At 63.8% G+C, this 26,040-nt stretch carries 25 protein-coding genes and 1 tRNA gene; 11 read left to right on the top strand and 15 right to left on the bottom strand.

Annotated features, from left to right (window positions below; all coding sequences use genetic code 11):
* Positions 1-39 precede the first annotated feature (39 nt).
* From AACZ65_RS01135 to AACZ65_RS01125, 3 genes are all read left to right on the top strand, one after another.
* Positions 40-1,482, top strand: a complete 1,443-nt coding sequence (locus AACZ65_RS01135; protein ID WP_339667521.1) for an NCS1 family nucleobase:cation symporter-1 — start codon at positions 40-42, stop codon at positions 1,480-1,482.
* Between the two features lie 97 nt (positions 1,483-1,579).
* Positions 1,580-1,655: transfer RNA gene (locus AACZ65_RS01130), tRNA-Val, on the top strand.
* Between the two features lie 362 nt (positions 1,656-2,017).
* Complete coding sequence (locus AACZ65_RS01125) at positions 2,018-2,566, top strand: fasciclin domain-containing protein (RefSeq protein WP_339667520.1); 549 nt, start codon at positions 2,018-2,020, stop codon at positions 2,564-2,566.
* 131 nt (positions 2,567-2,697) lie between these two features.
* Here the strand turns inward: AACZ65_RS01125 and AACZ65_RS01120 are convergent, their stop codons facing one another.
* The 8 genes from AACZ65_RS01120 to AACZ65_RS01085 form a co-directional block, all read right to left on the bottom strand.
* Positions 2,698-3,744, bottom strand: a complete 1,047-nt coding sequence (locus AACZ65_RS01120) for a beta-eliminating lyase-related protein (RefSeq protein ID WP_339667519.1) — start codon at positions 3,742-3,744, stop codon at positions 2,698-2,700.
* Positions 3,744-4,214 (bottom strand): YcgN family cysteine cluster protein, encoded by a 471-nt coding sequence (locus AACZ65_RS01115; RefSeq protein ID WP_037275128.1) that lies wholly within the window; start codon positions 4,212-4,214, stop codon positions 3,744-3,746. The genes AACZ65_RS01120 and AACZ65_RS01115 overlap by 1 nt, the downstream gene beginning before the upstream one ends.
* Positions 4,211-5,149 (bottom strand): bifunctional riboflavin kinase/FAD synthetase, encoded by a 939-nt coding sequence (locus AACZ65_RS01110; RefSeq protein WP_339667518.1) that lies wholly within the window; start codon positions 5,147-5,149, stop codon positions 4,211-4,213. Before AACZ65_RS01110 ends, AACZ65_RS01115 begins: the two co-directional genes overlap by 4 nt.
* Positions 5,150-5,191: 42 nt before the next feature.
* The gene (locus AACZ65_RS01105) at positions 5,192-8,542 is read right to left on the bottom strand and encodes an efflux RND transporter permease subunit (protein WP_339667517.1); all 3,351 of its coding nucleotides are present in this window, start codon (positions 8,540-8,542) and stop codon (positions 5,192-5,194) included.
* A gap of 5 nt (positions 8,543-8,547) precedes the next feature.
* Positions 8,548-9,999, bottom strand: coding sequence for an HlyD family efflux transporter periplasmic adaptor subunit (locus tag AACZ65_RS01100; RefSeq protein ID WP_339667516.1), 1,452 nt, complete (start codon positions 9,997-9,999; stop codon positions 8,548-8,550).
* Between the two features lie 105 nt (positions 10,000-10,104).
* On the bottom strand, positions 10,105-10,647 hold the full coding sequence (gene moaB, locus AACZ65_RS01095; protein ID WP_339667515.1) for a molybdenum cofactor biosynthesis protein B: 543 nt from the start codon (positions 10,645-10,647) through the stop codon (positions 10,105-10,107).
* A 4-nt stretch (positions 10,648-10,651) separates the two neighbouring features.
* Positions 10,652-11,272, bottom strand: coding sequence for a LysE family translocator (locus tag AACZ65_RS01090; protein ID WP_339667514.1), 621 nt, complete (start codon positions 11,270-11,272; stop codon positions 10,652-10,654).
* Positions 11,269-12,072, bottom strand: coding sequence for a uracil-DNA glycosylase (locus tag AACZ65_RS01085; RefSeq protein WP_339667513.1), 804 nt, complete (start codon positions 12,070-12,072; stop codon positions 11,269-11,271). Before AACZ65_RS01085 ends, AACZ65_RS01090 begins: the two co-directional genes overlap by 4 nt.
* A 179-nt stretch (positions 12,073-12,251) precedes the next feature.
* Between AACZ65_RS01085 and AACZ65_RS01080 the strand changes: the two genes are divergently transcribed.
* From AACZ65_RS01080 to plsY, 5 genes are all read left to right on the top strand, one after another.
* Positions 12,252-13,199 (top strand): aspartate carbamoyltransferase catalytic subunit, encoded by a 948-nt coding sequence (locus AACZ65_RS01080; RefSeq protein ID WP_339667512.1) that lies wholly within the window; start codon positions 12,252-12,254, stop codon positions 13,197-13,199.
* A complete protein-coding gene (locus AACZ65_RS01075; RefSeq protein ID WP_339667511.1) occupies positions 13,196-13,726 on the top strand; it encodes a hypothetical protein in 531 nt (176 codons plus the stop codon). The genes AACZ65_RS01080 and AACZ65_RS01075 overlap by 4 nt, the downstream gene beginning before the upstream one ends.
* Positions 13,723-14,166, top strand: coding sequence for a hypothetical protein (locus AACZ65_RS01070; protein WP_339667510.1), 444 nt, complete (start codon positions 13,723-13,725; stop codon positions 14,164-14,166). The genes AACZ65_RS01075 and AACZ65_RS01070 overlap by 4 nt, the downstream gene beginning before the upstream one ends.
* Positions 14,167-14,307: 141 nt before the next feature.
* The gene (pyrC, locus tag AACZ65_RS01065; protein WP_339667509.1) at positions 14,308-15,594 is read left to right on the top strand and encodes a dihydroorotase; all 1,287 of its coding nucleotides are present in this window, start codon (positions 14,308-14,310) and stop codon (positions 15,592-15,594) included.
* Positions 15,585-16,193, top strand: coding sequence for a glycerol-3-phosphate 1-O-acyltransferase PlsY (plsY, locus tag AACZ65_RS01060; protein ID WP_339667508.1), 609 nt, complete (start codon positions 15,585-15,587; stop codon positions 16,191-16,193). Before pyrC ends, plsY begins: the two co-directional genes overlap by 10 nt.
* Before the next feature lie 208 nt (positions 16,194-16,401).
* Here plsY and AACZ65_RS01055 read toward each other — a convergent pair whose 3' ends face one another.
* Complete coding sequence (locus AACZ65_RS01055; protein WP_339667507.1) at positions 16,402-17,316, bottom strand: rhodanese-related sulfurtransferase; 915 nt, start codon at positions 17,314-17,316, stop codon at positions 16,402-16,404.
* Positions 17,317-17,421: 105 nt separating this feature from the next.
* On the opposite strand from AACZ65_RS01055, the gene pncA reads away from it, so the two are divergent.
* The 3 genes from pncA to AACZ65_RS01040 are packed head-to-tail and all read left to right on the top strand — an operon-like array spanning position 17,422 to position 19,427.
* On the top strand, positions 17,422-18,018 hold the full coding sequence (gene pncA, locus AACZ65_RS01050) for a bifunctional nicotinamidase/pyrazinamidase (protein WP_339667506.1): 597 nt from the start codon (positions 17,422-17,424) through the stop codon (positions 18,016-18,018).
* Between the two features lie 43 nt (positions 18,019-18,061).
* On the top strand, positions 18,062-18,649 hold the full coding sequence (locus tag AACZ65_RS01045) for a uracil-DNA glycosylase family protein (protein ID WP_339667505.1): 588 nt from the start codon (positions 18,062-18,064) through the stop codon (positions 18,647-18,649).
* On the top strand, positions 18,642-19,427 hold the full coding sequence (locus tag AACZ65_RS01040) for an SseB family protein (protein WP_339667504.1): 786 nt from the start codon (positions 18,642-18,644) through the stop codon (positions 19,425-19,427). Before AACZ65_RS01045 ends, AACZ65_RS01040 begins: the two co-directional genes overlap by 8 nt.
* A gap of 10 nt (positions 19,428-19,437) precedes the next feature.
* Here the strand turns inward: AACZ65_RS01040 and AACZ65_RS01035 are convergent, their stop codons facing one another.
* From AACZ65_RS01035 to AACZ65_RS01010, 6 genes are read right to left on the bottom strand one after another with little or no spacing between them, the layout of a single operon-like run.
* Positions 19,438-20,370 carry a glyoxylate/hydroxypyruvate reductase A gene (locus tag AACZ65_RS01035; protein WP_339667503.1) on the bottom strand — a complete coding sequence of 311 codons (933 nt, stop codon included), beginning with the start codon at positions 20,368-20,370 and terminating at the stop codon, positions 19,438-19,440.
* A 5-nt stretch (positions 20,371-20,375) separates the two neighbouring features.
* Entirely contained in the window at positions 20,376-21,515 is a 1,140-nt protein-coding gene (gene rodA / locus AACZ65_RS01030; protein WP_339667502.1) for a rod shape-determining protein RodA, read from the bottom strand.
* Positions 21,512-23,455, bottom strand: coding sequence for a penicillin-binding protein 2 (gene mrdA, locus AACZ65_RS01025; protein WP_037275086.1), 1,944 nt, complete (start codon positions 23,453-23,455; stop codon positions 21,512-21,514). Before mrdA ends, rodA begins: the two co-directional genes overlap by 4 nt.
* On the bottom strand, positions 23,452-23,991 hold the full coding sequence (locus tag AACZ65_RS01020) for a hypothetical protein (protein ID WP_037275084.1): 540 nt from the start codon (positions 23,989-23,991) through the stop codon (positions 23,452-23,454). Before AACZ65_RS01020 ends, mrdA begins: the two co-directional genes overlap by 4 nt.
* The gene (mreC, locus tag AACZ65_RS01015) at positions 23,984-24,913 is read right to left on the bottom strand and encodes a rod shape-determining protein MreC (RefSeq protein WP_037275081.1); all 930 of its coding nucleotides are present in this window, start codon (positions 24,911-24,913) and stop codon (positions 23,984-23,986) included. The genes AACZ65_RS01020 and mreC overlap by 8 nt, the downstream gene beginning before the upstream one ends.
* Before the next feature lie 31 nt (positions 24,914-24,944).
* Positions 24,945-25,991 (bottom strand): rod shape-determining protein, encoded by a 1,047-nt coding sequence (locus AACZ65_RS01010; protein WP_037275078.1) that lies wholly within the window; start codon positions 25,989-25,991, stop codon positions 24,945-24,947.
* Between the last annotated feature and the right edge of the window lie 49 nt (positions 25,992-26,040).

Genomic DNA, 26,040 nt, shown 5'->3' with positions numbered 1-26,040 from the left:
CAAGAATAATCCAGAATTCGATCGGTCAGGGAGGAAAAAATGACTGCAATCGACCATGGGCATGTGCCCACAGGCAATACGATGGACCCCGAGGGCAATACCCTCAACCCGGTCGGGGCGGATGAAAAGACATGGGGATGGTTCGCCATCTTCAACGTCTGGGCCAATGACGTGCAGTCGCTCTTTGGCTATTCGCTCGTGGCCTCGCTTTTCATCTCTTACGGGGTCAGCGGCTGGACCGCCTTTGCCGCCCTCATCGCGGCGGGGCTCTTTACCATGTGGATGGTCAATCTCTCGGGGGCCGCGGGCGAGAAATACGGCATCCCCTATCCGGTGCTGGCGCGTGCGAGCCTCGGCACCAGCGGCGCGAAACTGCCCGCGATCCTGCGCGCCACGGTGGCGGTGTTCTGGTATGGCGTGCAGGTCTATTTCGCCTCGACCGCGGTGGCGCTCCTGATCCGCTCGATCACCGGGGCCAGCGGTGGCGCGGAAATCCTTGGCCTCACCGGCATCGACTGGCTCTCGTTCTTCATCGTCTGGGCCTTTCATATCGTGATCTTCTGGCGCGGTATGAACTGGGTCGAGACCTTTCTCAACATCGCCGGCCCCTTCGTCTATCTGGTGATGATCGGCCTTGTCATCGTGCTCTGGCAACGCTCTGACGGGCAGCTTCTGTCGGCCGCAGGCACGATCTTTGCCAATCCGGATGCAACCTTTGCCAGTGAATTCAACGGCTTTGTCGCCATCGTCGGCACCATGGTGGCCTATTTCGCCGCCGTGATGATCAACTTCAGCGACTTTTCCCGCTATGCCAAGGACAAGCCCGCCATGCTCCTCGGCAACCTCACCGGATTGCCCTTCAACATGATCCTCTTCTCGGCTCTGGCGCTGCTGACCACGGCCGGGGCGGCGGTGGTCTTTGGCGAAGAGATCACCAACCCGAGCGAGATCGTCGAACGCACCGACTCGGTGCTCTTGGGCGTGATCGCCGCGATCACCTTCTTTGCCGCGACCGTCGGCATCAACCTTGTCGCCAATTTCATCCCGGCGGTGAACGGCATCGCCAATCTCGCCCCCGGCAAGATCAGCTTTCGTCAGGCGGGGCTCATCACCTCGGTCTTCGCTCTCATCATCGGCGGCCTCTGGACCAGCTTCATCAGCGAATTCGGCATCGGCGGTTTCGTCAACACGCTTGGTGCCACGCTGGCCCCGATCTTTGGCATCATGATCGTGGATTACTATGTCCACCGCAAAGGCCAACTCGACCTTGATGATCTCTATGACATGCAGGGCGGACGCTATCATTACCAGAACGGCTGGAACCGGACGGCGGTCACGGCTTTTGGCCTTGCGGCGGTGTTTTCCGTGGCAACGGTCTGGGTGCCGTGGTTCGGGTTCCTCTCGGGCTACAACTGGGTGATCGGCGCGGTCCTGGGCGGCGGCCTCTACACCCTGCTTGCCAAGAGCCCCGCGCGGGTCTAGGTCCCACGCCCCACGCGGCGGGCCGGCACAAAAGCCTGCGCCCGCCGCATTCAAACCCCTTGCGTTGGCCCTGCCGCTTGGCTATCACGCAGCGCACGGGTGATTAGCTCAGTTGGTAGAGCGCTTCGTTTACACCGAAGATGTCGGGAGTTCGAGTCTCTCATCACCCACCATCCAAATTTTCAAAATTTTATCAGATGCTTGGCTCTTGCCTCTTCGCCATTCGCGCAGGGGCTTACTGTTGCGTGGCAATGGTCTGTCTCCGTCCGCGCCCAGCGGCACCAAGCAGATCCGCAGGATGGAGCAAGGCAAAGATCGCACCTTCACGCCCGATCTGCGCGTTCTGTCACGGGTAGAATTCCAGCGGCTTGCCCAATGATCCTAGCTTTAACTCCCGCAAGTCTCGCCCGGTGAGGGTGGGTTCGGATGCTCTGATGAAATAAACTTTGGGCGGTTTGAAACTTTTGCTTCCCGGCTGACGTGTCTCCTGCATCAGCGGCTCAGACGAGCCTCTGAAAACAAGGGAGAACGACCAATGACCTTCAAAACCTTTCTGAGCACGGCCACTGCCATTGCCCTTGGCACCGCCGTTTATGCCACCAACCCAACAGTGGGCGGCGCACCGATGCTCGTAGAGCGCAACATCATCGAGAATGCTGTCAATTCGCCGGTTCACACAACGCTGGTTGCGGCGGTGAAAGCCGCCGATCTGGTCGAGACATTGCAGGGGCCTGGGCCATTTACCGTGTTCGCGCCGGTGAACGATGCGTTTGCGGCCCTGCCCGCAGGCACGGTCGAGACGCTGCTGATGCCCGAGAACAAGGCCATGCTGCAAAAGGTCCTGACGGCTCATGTGGTCGCCGGTGACTGGTCCGCCGCCGACATCATCGCCGCCGCGCGCGCCAGCAAAGATGGCTTTTACCACTTCAACGCCGTGTCGGGCGACGCCCTGTCGGCGCAGGTCAAAGGCAACAACGTCTACATCCTTGATGAAAGCGGCAACGCGGCTCGTGTAACGGTGGCTGATGTAGACCAATCCAACGGCGTGATCCACGTGATCAACGCTGTCCTCGTGCCAAAGTAATACCCCCACACTGGCACGGGGTCTGCCCCTCCGCCGCACGGATGGCGGGGGGACTTTACGCAGCTTGATGCGGATATGCTTTCTGAAAACCCATGCGCGCGCCGATCAGTGTCGGGTGCGCGTCGGCCGTCTCAGCCTCGCGCGATCTCCAGAAACCGCGCAATCTGTTCCTCTGTCACAGACCAGTCGCACACGAACCGCGCCATCAATGGCTCATCGCTTGCGCCGCTCTCCAATGGCCCCTCGTAGAGCCCATAGACCGCCCCAGCCGCCTTGAGCCGCTGATGCGTGGCGCGGGGCAGGCGGGCAAAGATCATGTTGACGGCGCGCTCAAACACCATCTCAGCCCCCGGCACATCACGCAATCCGGCCTCTAACAGGGCGGCGCGGGTATTGGCCTCTTGCGCGGTGCGCAGCCACAGCTGCTCGCGCAGATAGCCCAGCATCTGCGCCGACAAATACCGATGTTTCGACACCAGATGCGCCGACCGCTTGCGCCGCAACTCGAATTCCCAGGCATTCTCAGGGTTGAAAAAAATCACCGCCTCGACGCCCAGACAGCCGTTCTTGGTGCCGCCCATGCTGACCGCGTCAATGCCCGCCTTCCACGTCATCTCGGCAGGCGTGCAGCCCAGGGCCGCCACCGCATTGGCAAAGCGCGCCCCGTCCATGTAGCAGGGCAGCCCGTGATCGCGCGCGATCCCGCAGAGCGCTGCTATTTCGGCGCAGGTGTAGATCCGCCCCCGTTCCGTCGCCTGCGTCAGGGCAAGCGGCCCGTGCTGCGGATTGTGCACATCCCCCGCCGGCCAGAGCGCAATCGCGCGGGCCAGATCCTCGGGGGTCATCTTGTCCGCTTCTCCCACAAGGCTCAGCTTGGCCCCGCCGGTGAAAAACTCGGGCGCGTTGCACTCATCCACATGGATATGCGCCAAGGGCGTGCAGAACACCGTCTGCCACGGCTCCGACAGCGTCGCGAGCGCCAGCGCATTGGCCGCTGTGCCGGTCGCCACCAGATAGACACTGGCCTGCGGTGCCTCGAACAATTCGCGCAGCCGGTCGCGGACCTCCTCCATCGGGGCCTCACCGCCATAAGAGGGCATATGCCCCATATTGACCTCGGCCATCGCCTGCATCACACCGGGCAGCGCCGGGCCGGAATTGTCAGAGGCGAATTGCATCAGAGCGGCTCCTCGATGATGTGATCTTCCCAATCGTCCTCGGACACCTCGAATTCCGGCACCGTGCGGTGCCGCATCGACACGCCCGCCTCATGCACGCTGTTCGCATCGCCGGAAATCAGCGGGTGCCAGTCGAACAGCGGCTTGCCCTCGTAGAGCAGCTTGTAGGCGCAGGTTTCCGGCAGCCAATAGGCATGGCTCTCGATCGTATGCGGCTTGAGCGTGATGCACTCGGGCACAAACTGATGCCGGATCGGGTATTGCGCACAGAGGCAGGTGGTATCGTCAAACAGGCGACAGGCCACGCGGGTAAAGGCAACCTCGCCGCTCTCTTCATCCTCCAGCTTGTTCATGCAGCATTTGCCGCAGCCATCACACAGCGCTTCCCACTCCGCGCGCGTCATGCGGTCAAGCCGCGTGGTTTCCCAATACCGCGGGCGCAATCCGCTGCGATTGATGGCATCACTCATAGCGCGGCCAGAATGTCGCGGGCGCGCAGGCAATCGGCATCCATCTGCGCGATGAACGCCTCCAGACTGTCGAATGTCGCCTCGGGGCGCAGATAGTCTATCAGCCCGACCGACAGGTTGGCCCCGTAGAGATCGCCGGTAAAGTCGAAAATGAAGGTCTCGATATTGGCCTCTTCGCCTTGAAACATCGGCCGTACGCCGAGCGAGGCCGCGCCGTGATACTGCCCTTTGTGCGGCCCATCCAGCACATCGACCAGCACCGCATAAATCCCGAACTTCGGCGGATGCAGCCCCTTGATCGACATATTGGCCGTGGGATAGCCCAGCGTGCGGCCGCGCTGTTCGCCGCCAATCACCGGCCCGTCGATCCGGTGCCAATGGCCCAGCATGGCGGCGGCGGCGCGTGGCTCGCCTGCACTCAGCGCGGCGCGGATCGCCGTGGATGACACCTGCCCGCTCTCGCCTTCCAACAGCGTGGCGATGGTCACGCCAAACCCCATCTCGCGGCCAAACTCTTGCAGCATCGCGGCATTGCCCGCCCGTCCCTTGCCAAAACAGAAATCCGATCCCACCACCACATGCCGCAGGCCCAGACCATCGCGGATCACAGCCTCCGCAAAGGCGCGCGGGCTGAGCGCGGCCAGACCGGCGTTGAAGTTGATCTCATAGAGCCGCTCGACCCCCAGCTTTTCCAGCCGATGCGCCCGCGCCTCGCGGCCCATCAGGCGAAAAGGCGGCGCGTCGGGGGCGAAATATTCCCGCGGATGCGGCTCGAAGGTGAGAATCCCCAGCGGCGCGCCAATGCGCTGCCCCGCGCTGCGCGCCATCTCGATCACCGACCGATGGCCAATATGCACGCCATCGAAATTGCCGATGGCGGCGCTCGCGCCCCGGTCGGCGTCGGTGACATAGGTGTAATCGCGGATGATACGCATGGGCAGAGGGGTAGCGCCGCAGCGCCGTCTGCGCAAGAGCGATCAGGCGTCGCGCGGGCGGCGCAGGGCAGTCACAAGATAGACCAGCAAGAGACCCAAGGCGCTTCCCGTCAGAAAGAGCGCCAGCGCCGCCCCCATCGGCGGCAGCGGCACCATGCCCGCCAGCGGCCCCGGCAAATCTCCTGTCACCAGAACCCATCCCATCGTCGCCCCGAACCAGCCCAGCACCATCGCAAGGCCACCGCCCAAGACCCCCTGCAACCCGGCCCGACGCCCGCGCAGCCCCCGGCGCAGCGCGGTGACAGGCCGCCCGAGATCCCGCCCGATGGCCAAGAGGGCGGGCACCACCAAAAGCACCAGCACCATCCCGAACCCAAGCCCGTAAACCAGCGTGATCACTGTCGGCTTGAGGAATTGCGCCTGCGTCGAGCGCTCGAACAGGAGCGGTGCCAGCCCCAGAACCGTCGTCAGCGTGGTCAAGAGCACGGCGCGCAACCGGTCGGCGGTGCCCTCGATAATGGCCGGGAACAATCCACGCGATTGCGCATGTTCGTCAATCGACGTGACCAGCACGATGGAATCGTTGATGATGATGCCGGTCATGCCCAGCAATCCGACGACCGTGAACATCGACAGCGGCACATCCCATTGCGCATGGCCCCAGATCGTGCCCACCAGACCAAAGGGAATGATCGCCATCACCACCATGGGCCGCGTCCAGCTGGCGAAAACCAGCGACAGCACGATGTAAATGCCCAACAGCGTGGCCATCAGGCCCAGCCGCGCATCGGCCATGAACGCGTCTTCCTGCTCATTCAACCCCGCCAGCCGATACTCGACCTGATAGCGTGCCGCGACATCGGGCAGGATTTCCGCCTCCAGCGCGCGGGAAATCTCGGCGGCGCGGGCCGGGTCATCCTCGGAAATATCGCCCGTCACCGTCACCAGCCGCAGGCCGTTTTCCCGCCGGACCGAGGCAAAGCCGGTGCGCGTCTCGACGCTGACCACATCGGCCAAGGGCACGTATTGCCCTGCGGGCGTGCGCAATTGCATCCTTTCCAGAAAATCGGCGGTCAGCTCCTCCTCGGGCAGTTCCACCCGCACTTCGGCAGAGCGCGGCCCGTCCGGGTAGGTTGCCGCCTCGATGCCGCTCACCCGGTTGCGCAGCGTGCGCCCCAGATCGTCGATGGTAAAGCCGAGCGCCGCCCCCTGTGGCGTGAGGTCCAGGATCACCTCGGCCTTGTCATAGGCCAGACTGTCCTCCAGGCCTGAGACCTCGGGATACCGCCCGAGCGCGGTTTTCAGCGCCTCTGCCGCGGATTTGAGCTGTTCTGCCTCCGCGCCATAAAGCTGAATGTCAAGCGCATCGCCCCCCGGCCCCGCCCGCGACCCGCGAAAGCTCAGCGTTTCGGTCAAGGGATGCTGCACCACCCGCTCTTGCAGGTCGGCGACAAAGGCAAAGCTGGAATAGGGCCGCAGATCGGCGTCGATCAACTCGATGGAAATCCCCCCCAAAAGATCGGCCTCGCGCGTGTCCGATCCCGACAGGCCGCGCCCTGCCGCGCCACCGACCTGCGCCACCACATAGGCCAGCGGGTTTGCCCCGTACTCGGCCTCGTACTCCGCACCCAACGCTTCGGCGGCCTGTTGCAAGGCGCGCATCTGCGCCAGCGTATCCGCGCGCGTGGCCCCCGGCAGCATGGCGAAATTGCCCGTCACGCTGCCTTGTTCCGGCGCGTTGAAGAACCGCCATGTCACATCGCCGCGCACGAAACTCGCCACTTGCGTGGCCAAGAGCATCACCGCCGCCGCCAGGACCGCATAGCGCCCCCGGATCACCCAGGCGATGAGCGGGCGAAAGGCACGGTCGCGAAATACCCGGAACCCTCGGTTCACCAACCGGCTCGGGATGTCGTACCAATGCTCTCGGACGGAATGGGCCAGAGCATGGGCCATATGGTTGGGCAGGATCAGGAAGCACTCGATCAGGCTCGCCACCAACACGGCAATCACCGTGAAGGGAATGTCATAGATCAGATCGCCAAACCGCCCGCCAATGACCGCAAGACCAAAGAAGGCGATCAGCGTGGTCAGTGTCGCGGCAAAGACCGGCATCGCCATGCGCCCGGCGGCCCGCTCGGCCGCCACCATCGGCGGCTCGCGCAGGCGGCGATGCCGCGCGTCGGCATGTTCGCCTACCACAATGGCATCATCCACCACGATCCCCAGCGTGATGATCAAGGCGAACAGCGAAATCATGTTGAGCGTGAGACCGGCGGCATACATGAATGCCATCGCTGCCAGCATCGCCACGGGAATCCCCGCCGCGACCCAAAACGCCGTGCGCGCGTTCAGGAACAAGAACAGCAGCCCCACCACCAGCGCCAGACCCGTCAACGCATTCTCGACCAGCATCTTGATCCGGCCCGAAATCGCCTCGGCCCGCGTGCGAATGAGGTCGATGCTCACGCCTTCGGGCAGGGTCTCGGCCATGCGGTCCGCCACCGCCTGCACCTCGGCCTGAATATCCAGCGCATCGCCCCGCGCAGAGCGGTCCACCCGCACACTCATCGCAGGGGCCTCGCCCACGTAATAGGCCAACTCCCGCGTCGCCCCCTCGACCCGCACGCGCGCGACATCCCCGACCGTCAAGGCGCTGCCATCGGGCGCAATGCGCAGCGTGATCGCGGCAATATCGCGCGCGCTGCGCTTTTCTGTGCCGGTGCGCAGGCGGGTATTGGCCCCGGTCATGTCCCCCGCCGGATCGGCGGTGATCTCGGCGGCAATGGCGGCGGCAATCTCGGCCATGGTGATGTCATGGGCGATCAACGCCTGTCCCGGCACCTCGATCACGGTTTCAGGCGCTGCCACGCCTTCAATGGTCGTCCGTGTCACCCCGACATCAAAGAGCCGCGCCACCAATTCATCCGCCAGCCGCGCCAGTTGCTCGGTGCCCACCGGCCCGGTGATCACCACATCCGTCACCTGATCGCGCCAGGCCCCCCGCCGCACCACGGGTTCCTCGGCTTCTTCGGGCAGGGTGGTGATGATGTCGAGCGCCGCTTGCACTTCGTCCGCCGCGCGGCCCATATCCCAGCCCGGCTCGAATTCCAGCGTCACCAGCGCGCTGTTCTCACGGCTGAGCGAGGTGGCCGCTTCGACCCCTTCGACAGCCAACAGCGCCGGTTCCAGCACCTGCACGATGCCGCCGTCCACATCCTCGGCGCTCGCCCCCTCCCAGGTGACCGACACGCTCACATTGTCGATCACCACATCGGGAAAGAATTGCGCCCGCATTCTCGGCAAGGCCATCAGCCCCAGCGCCACCATCAGCACCAACAGCAGATTGGCCGCCGTGCGGTGCCGCGTGAACCAGGAAATGACAGCTGCCATGCCGCTCAGCCCCCGATGCGGCGTTCCAGCCGTTCCACCGTGCTGAGCGAGACCTCGGGTTGTTCCAATTGTGCCAATAGGCGGCGCTTGGCCTCTTCCGGCATGTCGGTGCTGGCCTCGACATAGGCCACCAGCCGCGCCCGCCGGTCCGGGCTGAGCGTGACGGTATCCGCCCCGGGCACGGCCTCGGCACTCTCCAGCTTGCGCACCTTGATCCCTGCGCCCAGAACCGGCGTGCGTTCCGCCACCACATCGCGCCCCGCCAGCCCCGGCGCCGCCACCAGAATATCATTGCCCTGCCGTCGCAAGAGCGTGACGGCCACCGCCTCCAACCGCTCCTCGGCACCGATCACCAACACCTGACCATCCGGCCCAAGCGCCGTCGCGGGCAGGCGAATGGCGGCGCTCAAGACGGGCTCTTCAACCGTCACGGTCACGAAATCGCCGGGCTTCATCGCCGGGGCATTGTCCAGCGTGGCAAAGACCAGACGCCCGCTTTCGCCCTCGGCCAGCGCGGCACCCTGCCGCGTGATCCGCCCTGTCGCCGTCAAATCCACCCCGCCGGTATCAAGCGTCACCGTCACCGGCGCATCACTCAACCCGCCGCCCTCATCCAAAAGCCGCGCATAATGCGCCGTGGAGACGCGAAACGCCACCTCCAGCGCCGCGCCATCCACCAGTTGTGCCAGTTGCTCATTGGCCGCCACCAGACGGCCCGCAACCACGCTCACCTCGCTCAGCGTGCCGGTAAACCCTGCGGTGATGCGCGTCTCGGACAGCCGCCGCTCGGCCTCGGACAGCGCCAGTTCGGCGCGCGCCGTGGATGTCGCCGCCTGATCTATCCGCGCCTCTGCCAGCGCCAGCGCCTGACGGCTGGCCAGCACCGCTTGCCGCGCCTGCACCACGTTGAATTCGGCGGCCTCAACTGCTGTCAGCGTGCCCACGCCGCGCGCCTCCAGGTCGCGTTGCCGCGCCAAGGCCCGATCCTGAATTTCGGCCTGCTCCCGCCGCGCGGCCAATTCGTCCTGCGCCAGATCGAGGGCGCGCGCCGCTTCGCGCGCCTCGGCTTGGGCATCCATCAGGTCGGTGCGCGCCCGCTCCAACGCGCTCTCGGCATCCGCCGGGTCGATCCGCGCCAGAAACTGCCCGGCGCGCACTTGCCCGCCTTCGATGAATTCGGGCGCCAGCTCGGTAATCACCCCGGTCGCCTGCGCGCGGATTTCCAGCGTGCGGCGGCTCTCGATCTGGCCAAAGGCGGTGAGGGTGGGGGTGATCTCTGTCTCGACCGCCCGCACCGTGCGCACGGCAAAGGCGCGCTCCTTGCGCTCGGGCACACGCACCTCACGGGCCATGCGCTCTTGCACGGCACTGACCACGGTCTGTCCGGCATAGGCCAAGAGACCCAAGGTAAGAGCAAGCAGAAAGAGCCCGATCAGACCCTGACGCAAAAACCGCATGGCGCGCAACCTCTTGAACCGGCTCGGTCGGCTGGCCGGTCCCCATAATGTAACGTCGGCCCACAGAATGCCAAGCCGCTCGCAGAGGTCATACGCCGCCGCGCGTCACTTCCGGCGTTGATGCTCGTCAAGACGCGGCATGATCTCCACGAAATTGCAGGGCCGGTGCCGATAATCGAGCTGATATTTCAGGATTTCGTCCCAGGCATCCTTGCACGCCCCCGGACTGCCCGGCAGCGCAAAGAGATAGGTGCCCCCCGCCACGCCCCCCGTCGCCCGGCTCTGCACCGCCGAGGTGCCGATCTTTTGCATCGACACGATGGTAAAGACCGTGCCAAAGGCGTCGATTTCCTTTTCATAGACATCGCGATGCGCCTCCACGGTCACATCGCGGCCCGTCAGGCCCGTGCCCCCCGTGGAAATCACCACATCCACCTCCGGATTGGCGATCCATTCGCGCAACTGCTCGGCCACCTGATCCCGCTCGTCCCGCACGATCATGCGATCCGCAAGGATATGCCCCGCGTCCTCGATCCGCGCGACCAATGTGTCACCCGAGCGGTCATCAGACATGTCGCGGCTGTCCGATACCGTCAGAACGGCGATCCGCACCGGGATAAACTCTTTGCTCTCGTCGATACGGGACATGGGATCAACTCCTCTGCATGAGCGCCAGACGCGCGGCGAGCGCGGTAAAAATCGTGGCCGAGGCAATGCCAAGCCCCCGCGCGAAGCGGGGCGAGGTCGCCAGGCGCCGCCCCAGCCCCCCGGCAAAAAACCCGACCGCGCCATTGATCACAAACCCACCCACCGCGAGGATCAAGCCAAAGATCAGGAACTGCGGCAGGATGGCGCGCGCGGGGTCAACGAATTGCGGCACAAAGGCCAGCACAAAGAGAATGACCTTGGGATTGAGCAGGTTCACCATCATCCCCTCGCGGAATGCGCGTGCCACACCCATCACGCGCGCATCGGGGCGCAGCGGCCCCATCCGCAGCGCGCCCCAGGCCAGCCACAAGAGATAGCCAACCCCCAGCCAGCGGATCACGTCCAGAACCACCGGCTGCGCGGCGATGGCCGCCGCCAGCCCCAGCCCCGCCAGCGTCACATGCACCATGCCCCCGGCCGAAATCCCGGCACTCGCGGCCAGCGCCGGGCGCGGCCCCGCGCGCAATCCCAGACCAAGGCAGAACATCATATCCGCCCCCGGCGTGAGGTTGAGCGCAAGGCCCGCCGGGACAAACGCCAAGAGGATCAGGGGATCGACGATCATGCACCCATTTCCCGCAACCGCGCCTTGAGCGCCAATAAATCCGCCCAGGCCTCGCGCTTGGCCGCAGGCGTGCGCAAGAGATAGGCGGGATGAAACATCGGCAATGCAGGCTTGCCATAGGCCTCGGCCCAGCGCCCGCGCAGCCGGGTGATGCCGCGCTGACCCAATCCCGCCTCGCAACTGATATTGCCCATGAGCACGACCGCCGCCGGGTTCACCAAGGCCACATGCCGCGCCACGAAGGGGCGCATCATCGCGATTTCCTCGGCATTGGGGTCGCGATTCTGCGGTGGCCGCCAGGGCAGGACATTGGTGATATAGACCGCCTCTTGTGGCGCTTCTGCCCCGCGCATGAGGCCAATCGCCGCCAGCATCCGGTCGAGCAATTGCCCCGCCCGTCCCACAAAGGGCTTGCCCTGCTGATCCTCGTCCCGGCCCGGCGCCTCGCCGATGATCATCACCCGCGCCGCCGGATTGCCATCGCTGAACACCAGATTGCGCGCCCCCCGCTTCAACTCGCAATGCGGATAGGCCCCAAGGGCCGCGCGCAACGCCTCCAAATCCATGGCTGCCGCCGCCGCTGCTTGCGCCGCCGCCGCCGGATCAGGGCCCGCGACCAGCGCAGGGGCGGCAACCGCTGCGCGCGGGGGTTCGGCCTTGGGGGGCGCGACAGGCTTGGCGGCCTTCTCGGGCAACTCATACCGATTGACCGGCGCATCGCCAATCGCCTCGGTCGCGCCAAGCTCGATCTGCCAGATCAGGCTGGCCAAGGCGTCATGGGGGCTGAGCGTTGATTCCATGCGCGTGACGCTACCCCGTGGCGCAGCGCGGTGAAAGGGCCATGATGGCGCGCCCATGTCTGAGCGCGGATTTGAGTATTTGCAGAACGATGAACACCAAACGCCCGCGCGCAATCCGCGCCTTGCCCTGCGACACCTGCGGTCTTACAAAGCAGGGCGGAACGGCTCTGGAGGGCGGCATGACATTTCCACACGCGCATCTTCTGGGGATCGAGCCGCTATCCCCGGTGGATATCACCGCGATCCTCGATCTGGCAGAGGATTACGTGACCCTCAACCGCAGCGCCACCAAACATGGCGATGCGTTGGCGGGGCTCACGCAGATCAACATGTTTTTCGAAAATTCCACCCGCACGCAGGCCAGTTTCGAACTGGCGGGCAAGCGTCTGGGCGCGGATGTGATGAACATGGCGATGCAGGCCTCCAGCCTGAAAAAGGGCGAAACCCTGATTGACACCGCCCTCACCCTCAACGCCATGCACCCCGATCTCCTGGTGGTGCGCCACCCCCATTCCGGTGCGGTGGACCTCTTGGCGCAAAAGGTGCGCTGCGCCGTGCTCAATGCCGGTGACGGGCGGCATGAACACCCCACACAGGCACTCTTGGATGCGCTGACGATCCGCCGCGCCAAGGGGCGGCTGCACCGGCTGACCGTCGCCATCTGCGGTGACATCGCGCATAGCCGCGTGGCGCGCTCGAATATCCTCCTGCTGGGCCGGATGGAAAACCGCGTCCGCCTCATTGGCCCGCCCACGCTCATGCCCGCCGGCATCGACGCCTTTGGGGTCGAGGTCTATGACGACATGCGCAGCGGGCTGGAGGGGGCCGATGTGGTGATGATGCTCCGGCTGCAAAAGGAACGCATGGACGGCGGTTTCATCCCGTCTGAGCGCGAATATTACCACCGCTACGGGCTCGACGCGGAAAAGCTGGCCCATGCCAAACCCGACGCCATCGTCATGCACCCCGGCCCGATGAATCGCGGCGTCGAGATTGACGGCGAGATTGCCGATGACATCAACCGCTCGGTCATTCAGGATCAGGTCGAGATGGGCGTGGCCGTGCGCATGGCCGCGATGGACCTTCTGGCGCGCAACCTGCGCGCACGCCGGGCGGCGGCGGCATGAGCACGGTTCTGCGCATTCCCGCCGGTGAGGCGCATGTCGTGCGCCTCTTTGCCGTGGACGAGGATCGCGCCAACCCCCACCCCGATGATGCCATCCTTGCAGCGCTGGGCGCAGGCCCGCTAAAGACCTCGGAAATCGAACTTTTCGATCTGGCTGATTTGCAAGGCATGACACTCACCGATTATCTGGCTGAGGGTCACGGCATCGCATCTGCTGAACTTTCGCCGATGCAGCCTCAGGTCAATGGCCTCAAGGGTCGCGTGCTGATCCTGCCCTCGCGCGCCTTTGAAGGGCGCGCGCAGGAGATGCGACCGCGCGCGCCCCTGCGCCTTGTCGCGCGTTTTTCCGAAGAGGTGGCGCCGGTGCGTTTCACCCCTCTGCCCACGGGCAGCGCCGAGGGTCTGCTCACCCCCCGCGCCAATGCCCGCCCGCAGGGTGCGGGCCGGTTGCGGCTCATGGCCTTTGCCGTGCTGGCGCTCATGGCCATCGGCGCGGCCATCGCCATTGGCCTCGCGGTGAAACTATGAGCGAGGGGCTCATTCATTCCATGACCCCGACAACGCCGCTCGATCCGGGCGAGCGCGTGATCCACAGCTTTCACCCCGACCGTGCCGCCTATCGCCGTGACCACGCCTGGCTTGCCGCCGGGGCCATGGCGCTTGGCATGGGTATCCTCTGGGCGATCGGCAATCCGCATGTCTGGACCGGCGCTGTGGGCGGTCTCGCGGCGATTGCGGTGCGCGGCTTTTACGTGGCCTCCGACGAATTGAAGGCACGGTGGGATCTGACCGACCGTCGGCTCCTTGGCCCGCAAACCCGCGTGGTGCGGCTGTCCGAGATCAAGACGGTCCGGGGGCTTGGCAGCGCCGTGCAGGTGATCACCGCCACGGGCGAGAAGCATCTGATCAAATATCAGGCCGACCGCTCAGGCACCGAGGCGCGGATACGCGCCGCCGCAGGACTATGAGAGGACAGGATGCAGGACCCCAAAGACCCACGCATGTCCGGCAAGATCGCCATGGCGGCCCTTCTGGTGATCGCCGCCCTGACCGTGGTCATGGTCTGGGTGGCGGGATGACCAGTGCCCAAGCCGAAAGAAAGTAACCGTATGACCCAAACGCTTTTCACAAACGCCCGCCTGATCGACCCCGAGGCAGGAACGGATGCTCCCGGTTGGCTCCTCATCGACAAGGGCGTGATCGTCGCGCGCGGCACGGATGCCCCACCGAAGGCTGAGGTCGTGATGGATTGCAGCGGCCATTGCCTTGCCCCCGGTATCGTCGATATCGGCGTCAAGGTCTGCGAACCGGGCGAGCGGCACAAGGAAAGCTATCGCTCTGCGGGCCTTGCGGCGGCGGCGGGCGGTGTCACCACCATGGTCACGCGCCCCGATACATCCCCCGCCATCGACAGCCCCGAGGTGCTGGAATTCGTCGCGCGCCGCGCCAATGAGGCCTCGCCGGTCAAGGTGCTGGTCATGGCCGCCCTGACCAAGGGGCGGCAGGGCCGCGAGATGACCGAAATCGGCTTTCTCATGGATGCAGGCGCCGTGGCCTTTACCGATTGCGACCATGTGGTCAGCGATACCAAGGTTCTCAGCCGCGCGCTGACCTATGCCCGTTCGCTCGGTGCGCTCGTGATCGGCCATCCCCAAGACCCCGGCCTGAGCGCCGGTGCGGCGGCCACGTCGGGCAAATTCGCGAGCTTGCGCGGACTGCCTGCCGTGTCGCCCATGGCCGAGCGGATGGGGCTGGACCGTGACATTGCGCTTCTGGAAATGACCGGCGCGCGTTATCACGCCGATCAGATCACCACCGCCCGCGCGCTGCCCGCCCTGGCCCGCGCCAAGAAGAACGGGCTTGATATCACCGCAGGCACGTCCATCCACCACCTCACCTTGAATGAACTCGACGTGTCGGATTACCGCACGTTCTTCAAACTCAAACCGCCGCTCCGCTCTGAGGACGACCGCCAGGCGGTGATCGAGGCGCTGCGCGAGGGGCTGATCGACATCATTTCTTCCATGCACACGCCGCAGGACGAGGAATCCAAACGCCTGCCCTTCGAAGAGGCGGCGAGCGGCGCCGTGGCGCTCGAAACCCTGCTGCCCGTGGCGCTCCGGCTTTACCATGCCGAGGCGCTCGATCTGCCCGCGCTCTTTCGCGCCATGTCGCTCAACCCCGCCAAGCGGCTGGGGCTGGCCTCGGGGCGGCTTGCCGTCGGCGCACCGGCCGATCTGGTGCTCTTTGATCCGATGAAGCCTTTTGTGCTCGACCGTTTCGCGCTGCGCTCGAAATCCAAGAACACCCCCTTTGACGGCGCGCGCCTGCAAGGTAAGGTCTGCGCGACCTATGTTGCAGGCACCTGCGTTTACGAGGCCGACACATGCCCTTGATCGAAACATCCACCACCTTGCTGATCCTCTGGGCCGTGATCGGCTATCTTCTGGGCTCCATCCCCTTTGGCATGGTGCTGGCGCGGATCATGGGCCTTGGCAATCTGCGCGAAATCGGTTCGGGCAATATCGGGGCCACAAATGTGCTGCGCACCGGCAACAAGACCGCCGCCGCGCTCACGCTACTGCTCGATGGCGGCAAAGGGGCGGTGGCGGTGCTTCTGGCGCGCGGGATGGCGGGCGAGGATGCGGCGCAACTGGCGGCCTTGGCATCCTTCGTGGGCCATTGCTATCCGGTCTGGCTCGGGTTTCGCGGCGGCAAGGGGGTGGCGACATTCCTCGGGATATTCCTCGCGCTCGCATGGCCCGTGGGTCTGGCCTGCTGCGCCACATGGCTGGTGACAGCGCTGGTCACGCGGGTCTCGTCCAAGGCCGCGATCATGGCGGCGGCGCTCTCGACCGGCTGGATGGTGGTGCTGGGATACGGCATGGGCATGGTGCTGGCCTTCGTGCTGTCGCTGCTGGTCTTCTGGCGTCACCGCGAAAACATCGCCCGGATCAAGGCGGGCACAGAGCCGAAGATCGGGCAAAAGGGGTAGGCGGGCGTAAATTTAGCCCCGCGCGGAATCAAGGCGCGGTACGCGCCGCCGCGCGATCGCTGGGCCGTCCCGCGGACCAGCGATTTTGAGAGCGAGCACCTCACTTTGAGGTCATACGGACTTGGCTGGCATAAAGTGGCAGCCACGGGTGTTGCTTCGCTAGTCCCCGGCCCAGCGACCGCGCGGGCTATGGCAACCAACCGCCCCCTTACCCCTCGTGAACGATCTTGATATGCCGCTCGCCGCGCGCCTCGGCCAAACCCATCTGCTTTTGCCGCTCGCGAAACCGCGCCTTGTCCTCGTCGCTGGTCTCCCCCGCGCAATGATGACAGGAAACACCCTCTTCATACTCGGGCCGGTCCATATCGGCAGGCAGGATCGGCCGCCGACAGGCATGGCACAGCCGATGCGGTCCCTCCTTCAGCCCATGACCGACCGACACCCGCCCATCAAAGACGAAACACTCCCCGCGCCATGTGCTCTGATCCTCCGGCACCTCTTCGAGATACTTCAGGATACCACCCTTGAGGTGATAGACCTCTTCCACCCCTTGCCCCAACAGGTAATTGGTGGATTTCTCACAGCGAATGCCGCCCGTGCAGAACATCGCGATCCGCTTGTTGTGAAAGCGGTGCTTGTTCTCTTCCCACCATGCCGGGAAATCGCGGAATGTCGCCGTCTGCGGATCGACCGCGCCCTCAAAGGTGCCAATCGCCACCTCGTAATCGTTGCGGGTGTCGATCACCGCCACATCGGGGCTGCGGATCAGCTCATTCCACGCGGCAGGCTCGACATAATGACCGACACGGGCGCGCGGGTCGACATCCGGTTGCCCCATGGTCACGATCTCTTTCTTGAGCCGAACCTTCATCCGGCGAAAGGGTTGCGTCGTGGCCGTGCTTTCCTTCCATTCCAGATCAGCACAGCCGGGCAGGGCGCGAATATGCGCCAGAACCTTTGAGATACCCGCCGCAGGCCCGGCAATCGTGCCATTGATCCCCTCGCGTGCGAGCAAGAGCGATCCGCTGATCTTTTCGGCATCGCACAGCGCCTGTAGCGGCCCCTGCACGGCGGCAGGGTCGTCGAACCGGGTGAAATGATAGAGGGCGGCAATCTTGTACATGGCCCGCGATTTACGCCGCAGCCCCTGCGCCCGCAAGAGGACAATCCGCCGCCATTGACGCGCCCGCCCGCTCTGCCTACCCCTATGGGGCAAAGGAGACCCGCCATGACATCCGCCCTCATCGTGATCGACCTGCAAAATGATTTCTGCCCCGGTGGTGCCCTCGCCGTGCCCGAAGGCGACCGGATCGTTCCCGGCATCAACGCCCTCATGGCCGAGTTTCCGGCGGTGATCCTGACACAGGATTGGCATCCCTCGGGGCATTCCTCTTTCGCCTCCTCCCATCCGGGCAAATCCGCCTACGAGATGACGCAGATGCCCTACGGCCCTCAGGTCCTCTGGCCCGACCATTGCGTTCAGGGCAGCCATGGCGCGGAGTTTCACGATCACCTCAACACGGCGCGCGCCGATCTCATCCTGCGCAAAGGGTTCAATCCCGCCATCGACAGCTATTCCGCGTTCTTCGAGAACGACCGCACCACCCCCACCGGGCTGCATGGCTATCTGCAAACGCGCGGCATCACGGAGCTGACCATGGTTGGCCTCGCCACCGATTTTTGCGTCAATTACTCGGCGCTCGATGCCGCCCGCCTGGGCTATCGCGTGACCGTCCGGCGCGATCTGGCGCGGGGCATCGACCTTGACGGATCGTTGGCGGCGGCAGAGGCAGAGATGACGGCGGCGGGGGTCATCCTCGCATGACCTCGGACCTTACAAAATCCCCTTACAAATCGTAAGGTTCGTAATGTCTGACCTCGGTTCAGAAATCCGCGCCTGCCGCCTCTGCGCGGATCGGTTCGCCGCCACCCAGACCGGGCATGCGCCCCGCCCCGTGGTCTGGTTTCAACCCACGGCGCGACTGCTTATCGCCGGACAGGCACCGGGGCTGCGGGTGCATCAATCAGGCAAGCCGTTTGATGATCCATCCGGGGATAGGTTGCGCGATTGGCTGGGGTTAACTCCTTGTGAATTCTACGATAAATCCCGCGTGGCGATTGTGCCGATGGCCTTTTGCTTTCCCGGTTACGATGCCAAGGGATCAGACCTGCCGCCGCCGCGTATCTGTGGCAGAACATGGCACGCCCGCGTCATGCAAACCCTTGAAAACGTGAAACTAACCGTGCTCGTCGGCGGCTATGCCCATAAATACCACTTGGGAGTCAAGACCGGTGTTACCGACACCGTGCGCGCATGGCGCGACCATGCACCGCGGATTTTCACCTTGCCGCATCCCTCGTGGCGCAATACCGCTTGGCTCAGAAAACACCCGTGGTTCGAGGCCGAGGTTTTGCCGGAATTACGCGCACAAATTCAAAGGGTTATCCATGACTGATCTGACCCCGCTCGACACCGCCCACGCCGCGATGGAGGCCGCTCCCGAGGATGCCGCCGCCCGCCTGCGGTTTTACGAGACCCTGGCGGCAAGCGAGCTATATCTCTTGCTGAAATCCGAGGCAGAGGGTGATCGGCTCGACCCGGAAGTGTTTGATTTATCAGATCATTCATTTGTTCTTGTGTTCGATCGAGAGGATCGTTTGGCGCAGTTCGCCGGCCGTATCGTGCCCTACGCGGCACTCAGCGGGCGCAGCATCGCGACCATGTTGGCAGGGCAGGGGTTGGGCCTTGGCGTCAATCTCGAGGTTGCGCCCTCCTCTATCCTGCTCCCGCCCGAGGCGGTGGATTGGCTGGCCGAAACCCTGTCCGATGCCCCCTCTGAGATCGAGGCGCGACCGGAAAAACTGAGCGCACCCAAAGGCTTACCTGAGAACCTGCTCTTGGCGCTCGATGCGCGGCTGGCCACGATGGCGGGACTTGCAGAGCTCGCCTATCTCGCCCGCGTGACCTATGACACCGGCGCGCAGGGGCATTTGCTGGGCTTTGTCGGTGCCAAACCCGAGGCAGAAGCGGCCCTGGCCCGCGCGGTATCCGAGGTGCTGATCTTTTCGGGGCTCGAGGCTGCCGCGCTCGACGTGGCCTTTTTTGCCGCCTCCGACCCGGTCGCGGCGCGTCTGGCACAATGCGGCTTGCGCTTCGATCTGCCCGAACCGCCCCGGCCAACGGTTCGCGCGGCCCCCGGCTCTGACCCGGATAAACCGCCTCTTCTCAGATAGTTATCCCGGTTCAATAACCTTTGGCGCGGTCCACCAGATGCAAGAATGGCTCGCCCGCCTCGCCGCGGCGGACATTCTCGATGATCACGCGGGCGGCCGTGATGGGGCGCGTTTCAGACGCGATATGCGGTGTCACCGTTACGCGCGGATGCGCCCAATAGGGATGCGCAGGCGGCAACGGTTCCACCCGGAACACATCCAGCGTGGCGTGGCCGATCTGCCCGGTATCGAGCGCTGCCAAAAGCGCGTCATCGTCAATCAGTGGCCCGCGTCCGGGGTTCACGATCATCGCGCCCTTGGGCAGCATGGCCAACCGCTCGGCATTCATCAGGTTTTCTGTCTCGGCGGTCTTTGGCAGCAAAAGCACAAGGATTTCAGCAGCTTGCAACGCCGCGCGCAGACCCTCATCGCCCGAGAGACAGGTGATCCCCGGCACGTCGCGCGCGCTGCGCGACCAGCCAGTGACCGGAAATCCTAGGCCCCGAAGCGCCTTGGCGCAGGCCTGTCCCAGCACCCCAAGACCCAGCACCGTCACCGGGCGGTCCTCGGCCAAAGGCGGGATCGTCTTGCGCCAGACCCCATCCTGCCCAAGGATATGCTCATCCATCCCCAGATGATGCCGCAGCACATGGCCCGTGACCCATTCCACCATTCCTTGCGTCAGCCCATGATCGACCATCCGCGCCAGTGGCACCTTTAGTGTTTGATTTCCAACGATATTCTCGACCCCGGCCCAGAGGTTCAACACCGCCTTGAGACGGGTAAAAGGCGTAAAATCCTGCACTGCGCTGTCGGGGGCATAGATCATGTAATCCACCTCCTCGGGTGGCAGCTCAAGCGCAAGGTTGGCCCTGACACTCGCTTCGGAAAGCGCGGATTTCAAAGGCTTTTCATAGATGTCCCACTGCTCGGGTCGAGCAGCAAAGAGGATATTGGGCGTCATTTGTCCTACCTTGGTTTGTGGATATGCGCGCTCTGAACAAGGCCAAAGCCCACCATGAGCACGAGCATTGCCGATCCGCCATAACTGACCAGCGGCAATGGCACCCCGACCACTGGCATCAGCCCCATGACCATCGCCATATTGACCGCGAAGAACAGGAAAAACGTCATCGCCACCCCCAGAATGAGCAAGGAGGAATAGCGATCCTTGTTGCCGAAGGCCGCAGCGATACAGAACACGAGGATCAGCGTATACAGCCCCAGAATGGTGATGCCGCCTATGAATCCGAATTCTTCGGCCAGTGTCACAAAGATGAAATCGGTATGCTTCTCGGGCAAAAAGTTGAGCCGCGATTGCGTGCCTTGCATAAAGCCACGCCCGGTCCATCCACCAGAGCCAAGTGCGATCTTGGATTGGGTGATGTGATAGCCCGCTCCAAGCGGGTCATTGTCGGGATTGAGAAAGGTGTCGATCCGGCGATATTGATAATTTTCAAGGAGTTGCCAGTCTGTCCCGCGACTTTCGAAGACCGCAAAGACAAGGGCTACGACCGCAAGGATGACAGTGGCGAAATAGGCCCAATGCACCCCTGCCACGAACATCACCACGCCCCCCGCTGCCAAAAGGAGAATCGAAGTACCCAGATCGGGCTGACGTAGCACAAGGGCCACCGGGGTCAGGATCAGGCCCACCGGAATGAGCACCCAGATAGGCCGTGACACCCGCGACATCGGCAACCAGTCGTAATAGGCCGCCAGCAGCATCACCAGCGTGATCTTGACCAGTTCCGAGGGTTGCAGCCGCATGAACCCAAGATCGATCCACCGCTGCGCGCCTTTACCCTCAATCCCGATTAGGGCTACGGCGATCAACAGCGCCAGAGAAATCAGATAGGCAAGCAGGGACATATTGCGCCAGAACCAGATCGGCACCATGGCCACGACCAGCATCACCGCCAATCCAAGCGCAAAGCGTTTCATCTGCGGCTCTGCCCAAACCTCCAGGTTTCCCCCTGCAACCGAATAGAGCATGAGAAATCCCACCCCCGCGACCGTGCAGAGCAAGAGCACGAGCGGCCAGTTGAGGCAGAGGATCTTGCGCGCGCCCGATGGGGCGGTTTTGATGGACTGTTCCAGATAGCTCATGCGCGGTCGCTGTCCTCTGGTTCGGGGCGAGAGCGGGCCGCGCGCAGTTTCTCTTGCTGCGCCTTGATCCGGGGGCGGTCGGCCTCGGGATAGGCTGCCAGCGGTGGGTCCTCGCCGTAGAGTGCCTGAAGCGTGATGTCACGGGCAATCGGTGCCGCGACGGTCGATCCGCCGCCGCCATGCTCAACCACCACCGCCACAGCGTATTTAGGGGCGTCATAGGGCGCAAAGCTGACAAAGAGCGCGTGATCGCGCTGCTCGCGCGGCAGGTTGTTGTTGCTGATCACGCCGGTTGCGCGCTCGCCGGTAGAGATGTTGCGCACTTGGCTGGTGCCTGTCTTGCCTGCCATGCGAAAGGCGTCCTCGATGATGCGGCTGCGATAGGCGGTACCGCGATTGCTGTTGGTAACAGCATACATCGCGCGCCGTACCTCGCGCAGCAGGTTCTCATTCAGGCCCATTGGTTCGCCATGGCCCGATGGCTGTTCTACCCCATCGATGGATTTTACCAGCCGGGGCGTCACGCTGCGGCTGGTGGCCAGACGCGCTGTCATCACCGCAAGTTGTAGCGGAGAAGCCAGCACAAACCCTTGCCCGATCGAGGCATTGGCGCTGTCCCCCACGACCCACGGTGCGCCACGATTGGCGACTTTCCATTCGCGGGTCGGCGCTAGTCCTTTGGCAACACTGGTCATAGGCAGATCGAACTGAACCCCCAACCCCAGCCGCTCGGCCATCGCGCTGATATTCTCGATGCCGGTCCGCAGGGCGAGTTCATAATAGTACACGTCGCAGCTTTCGCGGAGCGACAGGTGGAGATCCATGTTGCCATGCCCACCCCGTTTCCAACAGTGAAAGCGGCGACCGCTGATTTCCAGATGGCCAGGGCAATAGACCGTGTCCTGAAGCGAGACATCCCCGGCTTCAAGGGCGGCTAGCGCCGTCACCATCTTGAAGGTGGACCCCGGCGGATAGATGCCCTGCACCGCCTTGTTGGGAAGGGGTCGATAGGGGTCGTCGAGCAGCGCGCGATAATCCGCAACCGAAATACCCCGCACAAACAGGTTGGGATCATAACTGGGCGAGGAGGCGCAGACCAGAATATCGCCTGTCTCGCAGTCGATCATCACCACTGCCGCGCTCTCGCCATCCAGCCGGGCATTTGCGTAGGTTTGCAATTCGTTGTCCAGCGTCAGTTGGACATCCGCGCCGGGCTGTCCCTCTTGACGGTCCAATTCGCGCATAACGCGCCCGGCGGCGTTCACCTCGACCCGCCGTGTACCCGCCGAGCCGCGCAAGAGGTTCTCTCGCTGCGCCTCAAGCCCAATCTTGCCAATCTGAAAACGAGGCAGGCGCAAAAGCTGCTCTGGCGCGTCGACCCGCTCCAGATCACGGTCGCTGACCGGCCCTACATAGCCCACAACATGCGCATGATCGCCCCGCAGCGGATAACGCCGCGACAGCCCCACTTCGGGATGCACACCGGGCAGGGCAGGGGCGTTGACCGCGACGCGGCTGATATCCTCCCAAGTGACCCGATCAGCCACTGTCACAGGGGTATCGCCGCGCAGTTCCTTGAGTTCGCGACGGGCCTTTTCCAACTCTCCGGGGTCCAACTCGACCAGCCGCGCCAGTCGGGCGATCACCTCGTCCACGTCGCGGGCCTGTTCGCGGATCATGGTGATCCGGTAGCTTGGCACATTCTCGGCGATGATCCGACCCTCACGGTCGAAAATACGGCCGCGTGTTGGCGGAATGAGTTGAATGTTGATGCGGTTCTCATCAGCCAAGAGGCGGAATTGGTCGGCCTGTTCAAGCTGCATGTAGCGCATGCGCAGCGCGAGCGCGCCCATCACACCCAGTTGTAGCCCGCCCACGACCAGCCCGCGCCGGGTGATCCGGCGCTGGCTCTCGGCGGTATCGCGGGGGGGGCGTCTCATGGCCTCAGCCCCGCGTCACCAAGATCGCCGGGTGCCCGTTTGCGCACGCCAAAGATAGCATGCGACAGGATGGCTATGACGGGATACGCGATCAATGTGGATAAAAGCTGCATCAGGCTCAGGCCAAGGGGGGCTTGATCCACCATCAGAATTGCCAGGACGATGCGGTTCACAACCGTAATTGCAACCATGGTGCTGGCCACCGAGGCCCATTCCGCCGCAAATGTCAGATCACGCAGTGCGGTTGCCCGGTTGCGCAGGGTTTGAGTGCCGATGACCATCAGCGCGGCCAACAAACCTGGCGGGCGCTGCAACATGAGATCGAGCCCTAGGACCACCAGCCCAACCAGGAGCGCCGGCACATAGTCTGGGCGGCGTACCGCCCAAGCAAAGGTCAGCGCCATCACCAGATCAGGCCCAGCCCATTTCGGAGGCGTATGTTCCAGCGGCAAAAGATGCAGAAAGAGCAAGGCGATGCAAAGCGCCAGATAAAGCGCCCGCATGATCCAGGCCCGGGGGAGCAACGCGTCAGCCATTTTCAGCCTCTGCAGCTTTAGCCGCATCCGGTGCGGTTTCGGGAGTATCGCCTCCGGGCAAGATTGCGGGTGCGATCAACTGTCCGGGGTCACTCAGACGTTCGTTTTCATAGCTGCGCAGCACGCGCAGAAACTCCAATCGCTCATAATCGGCCGAGATGCGCACCCGCATCCGTCCACCCGGATCTTCGGCCAGTTGCCCCACCAACAGTCCCGCAGGAAACACGCCGCCATCGCCCGAGGTCAGCACTCGGTCACCTGGGCGCACCTGATCGGGGGCTTCGACGAAATCGACCACGGGTGCTATGGAATTGTCACCGATGATCAACGCGCGTTGGCCCGACGGTTGGATCGTGACGGGAATTCGGCTCGAGGTGTCGGTCAGCAGGATCACCCGCGCGGTATTGCGTCCCACACCGGAAATTCGCCCCACCAACCCCAGACCGTCCATTGCCGCCCAGCCATCCATGATGCCATCGCGCGCGCCCACGTTTATCAATACCGATTGCCGAAAGGGAGAGCCGCTGTCCGCCATCACCACGCCGGTGACGAAGGTCAGACGCGGATCGAGTTGCACATTGTTGAGGTCGAGAAGGCGCGCGTTTTCCTGCTCGAGTTGCAGGGCGGCCTCTTTCCACGCCTTCATCTGTTGCAATTCGCGGCGCAGGTCCTGATTTTGCTGGTACATGCGCTGGTAGCTCTGGAAATCGCGCAGGATGTTGACCGCGCCCGTTACCGGCGCCATGGCCCAGTCAAAGCTCGGCACGACCCGATCCACGACCTGCGCGCGGAATCTTTCGACGCGCGGACTGTCGATTCTCCAGATCAGGAACATGCCCAGCAGGCACAAAAGCAGCACCCCCAAAAGCAGGCGCTTCAGTGGGCCACTGTAATCCTCGCCTTGTCCCCGGTCCCTAGCCACGGAGTCCCCCTTCTAGGCAAAGGTGGGTGGTTCAGCTGTCGTAGTCAATCGCGTGGCGCAACTGCTTTTCGAACTCAAGCGCCTTGCCCGTGCCAAGTGCTACGCAATTCAGACTGTCATCGGCGATGGATACGGCCAGCCCGGTCTGTTCGCGCAAGGCCAGATCCAGATCGCCCAAGAGTGCGCCACCCCCGGTCAGCATCACGCCTCGGTCGACGATATCGGCTGCGAGATCGGGCGGTGTGGCCTCGAGTGCGGTCATCACCGCCTCGCAGATCTGTTGCACCGGTTCAGCGAGCGCCTCGGCGATCTGTGCCTGGCTGATCTCGATCTCTTTGGGCACGCCGTTGAGAAGGTCGCGCCCCCGCACATGCATAGATGTGCCGCGCCCGTCGTCGGGCATGCGCGCAGTGCCGATGCTGGTCTTGATCCGTTCGGCGGTGGATTCCCCCACCAGCAAGTTTTGCTGACGGCGCAGATAGTTGATGATCGCCTCGTCCATGCGGTCGCCACCGACGCGCACTGAGCGCGCGTAGACGATATCACCAAGGCTGAGGACAGCGACTTCGGTCGTGCCGCCGCCAATATCTACCACCATGTTGCCGGTGGGATCGGTGATGGGCATGCCTGCACCAATGGCCGCTGCAATGGGTTCCGCTATCAGCCCGGCCCGACGCGCGCCCGCAGAAAGCACCGATTGACGGATGGCGCGCTTTTCCACCGGGGTTGCGCCATGTGGCACGCAGACGATGATCTTGGGTTTGGAGAAGGTCGAGCGCTTGTGCACCTTGCGGATGAAATGCTTGATCATCGCCTCGGCGGTGTCGAAATCGGCGATGACCCCTTCTCGCATGGGTCGGATTGCCTCGATGCTGCCGGGTGTGCGGCCCAGCATCAGCTTGGCATCCTCGCCTACGGCCAAAACTTTGCGCACGCCGTCCTTGATGTGGTATGCCACAACCGACGGCTCTGACAGGACGATACCCCGCCCCTTGACGTAGACAAGCGTGTTGGCCGTGCCCAGGTCAATTGCCATGTCCGATGAAAACAGACTGGGAATCCTATCGAATATAGACATGTGCGCCTGTGCCCTGTCGCCCGAAATGATGATAATCCCCGCGACTCGG

The sequence above is a fragment of the uncultured Roseovarius sp. genome (assembly GCF_963972555.1).
In the GTDB taxonomy this organism is placed as follows: domain Bacteria; phylum Pseudomonadota; class Alphaproteobacteria; order Rhodobacterales; family Rhodobacteraceae; genus Roseovarius; species Roseovarius mucosus.
Note: the sequence above shows the minus strand (reverse complement) of the source record. Positions and strands in the feature narration are given on the sequence as shown.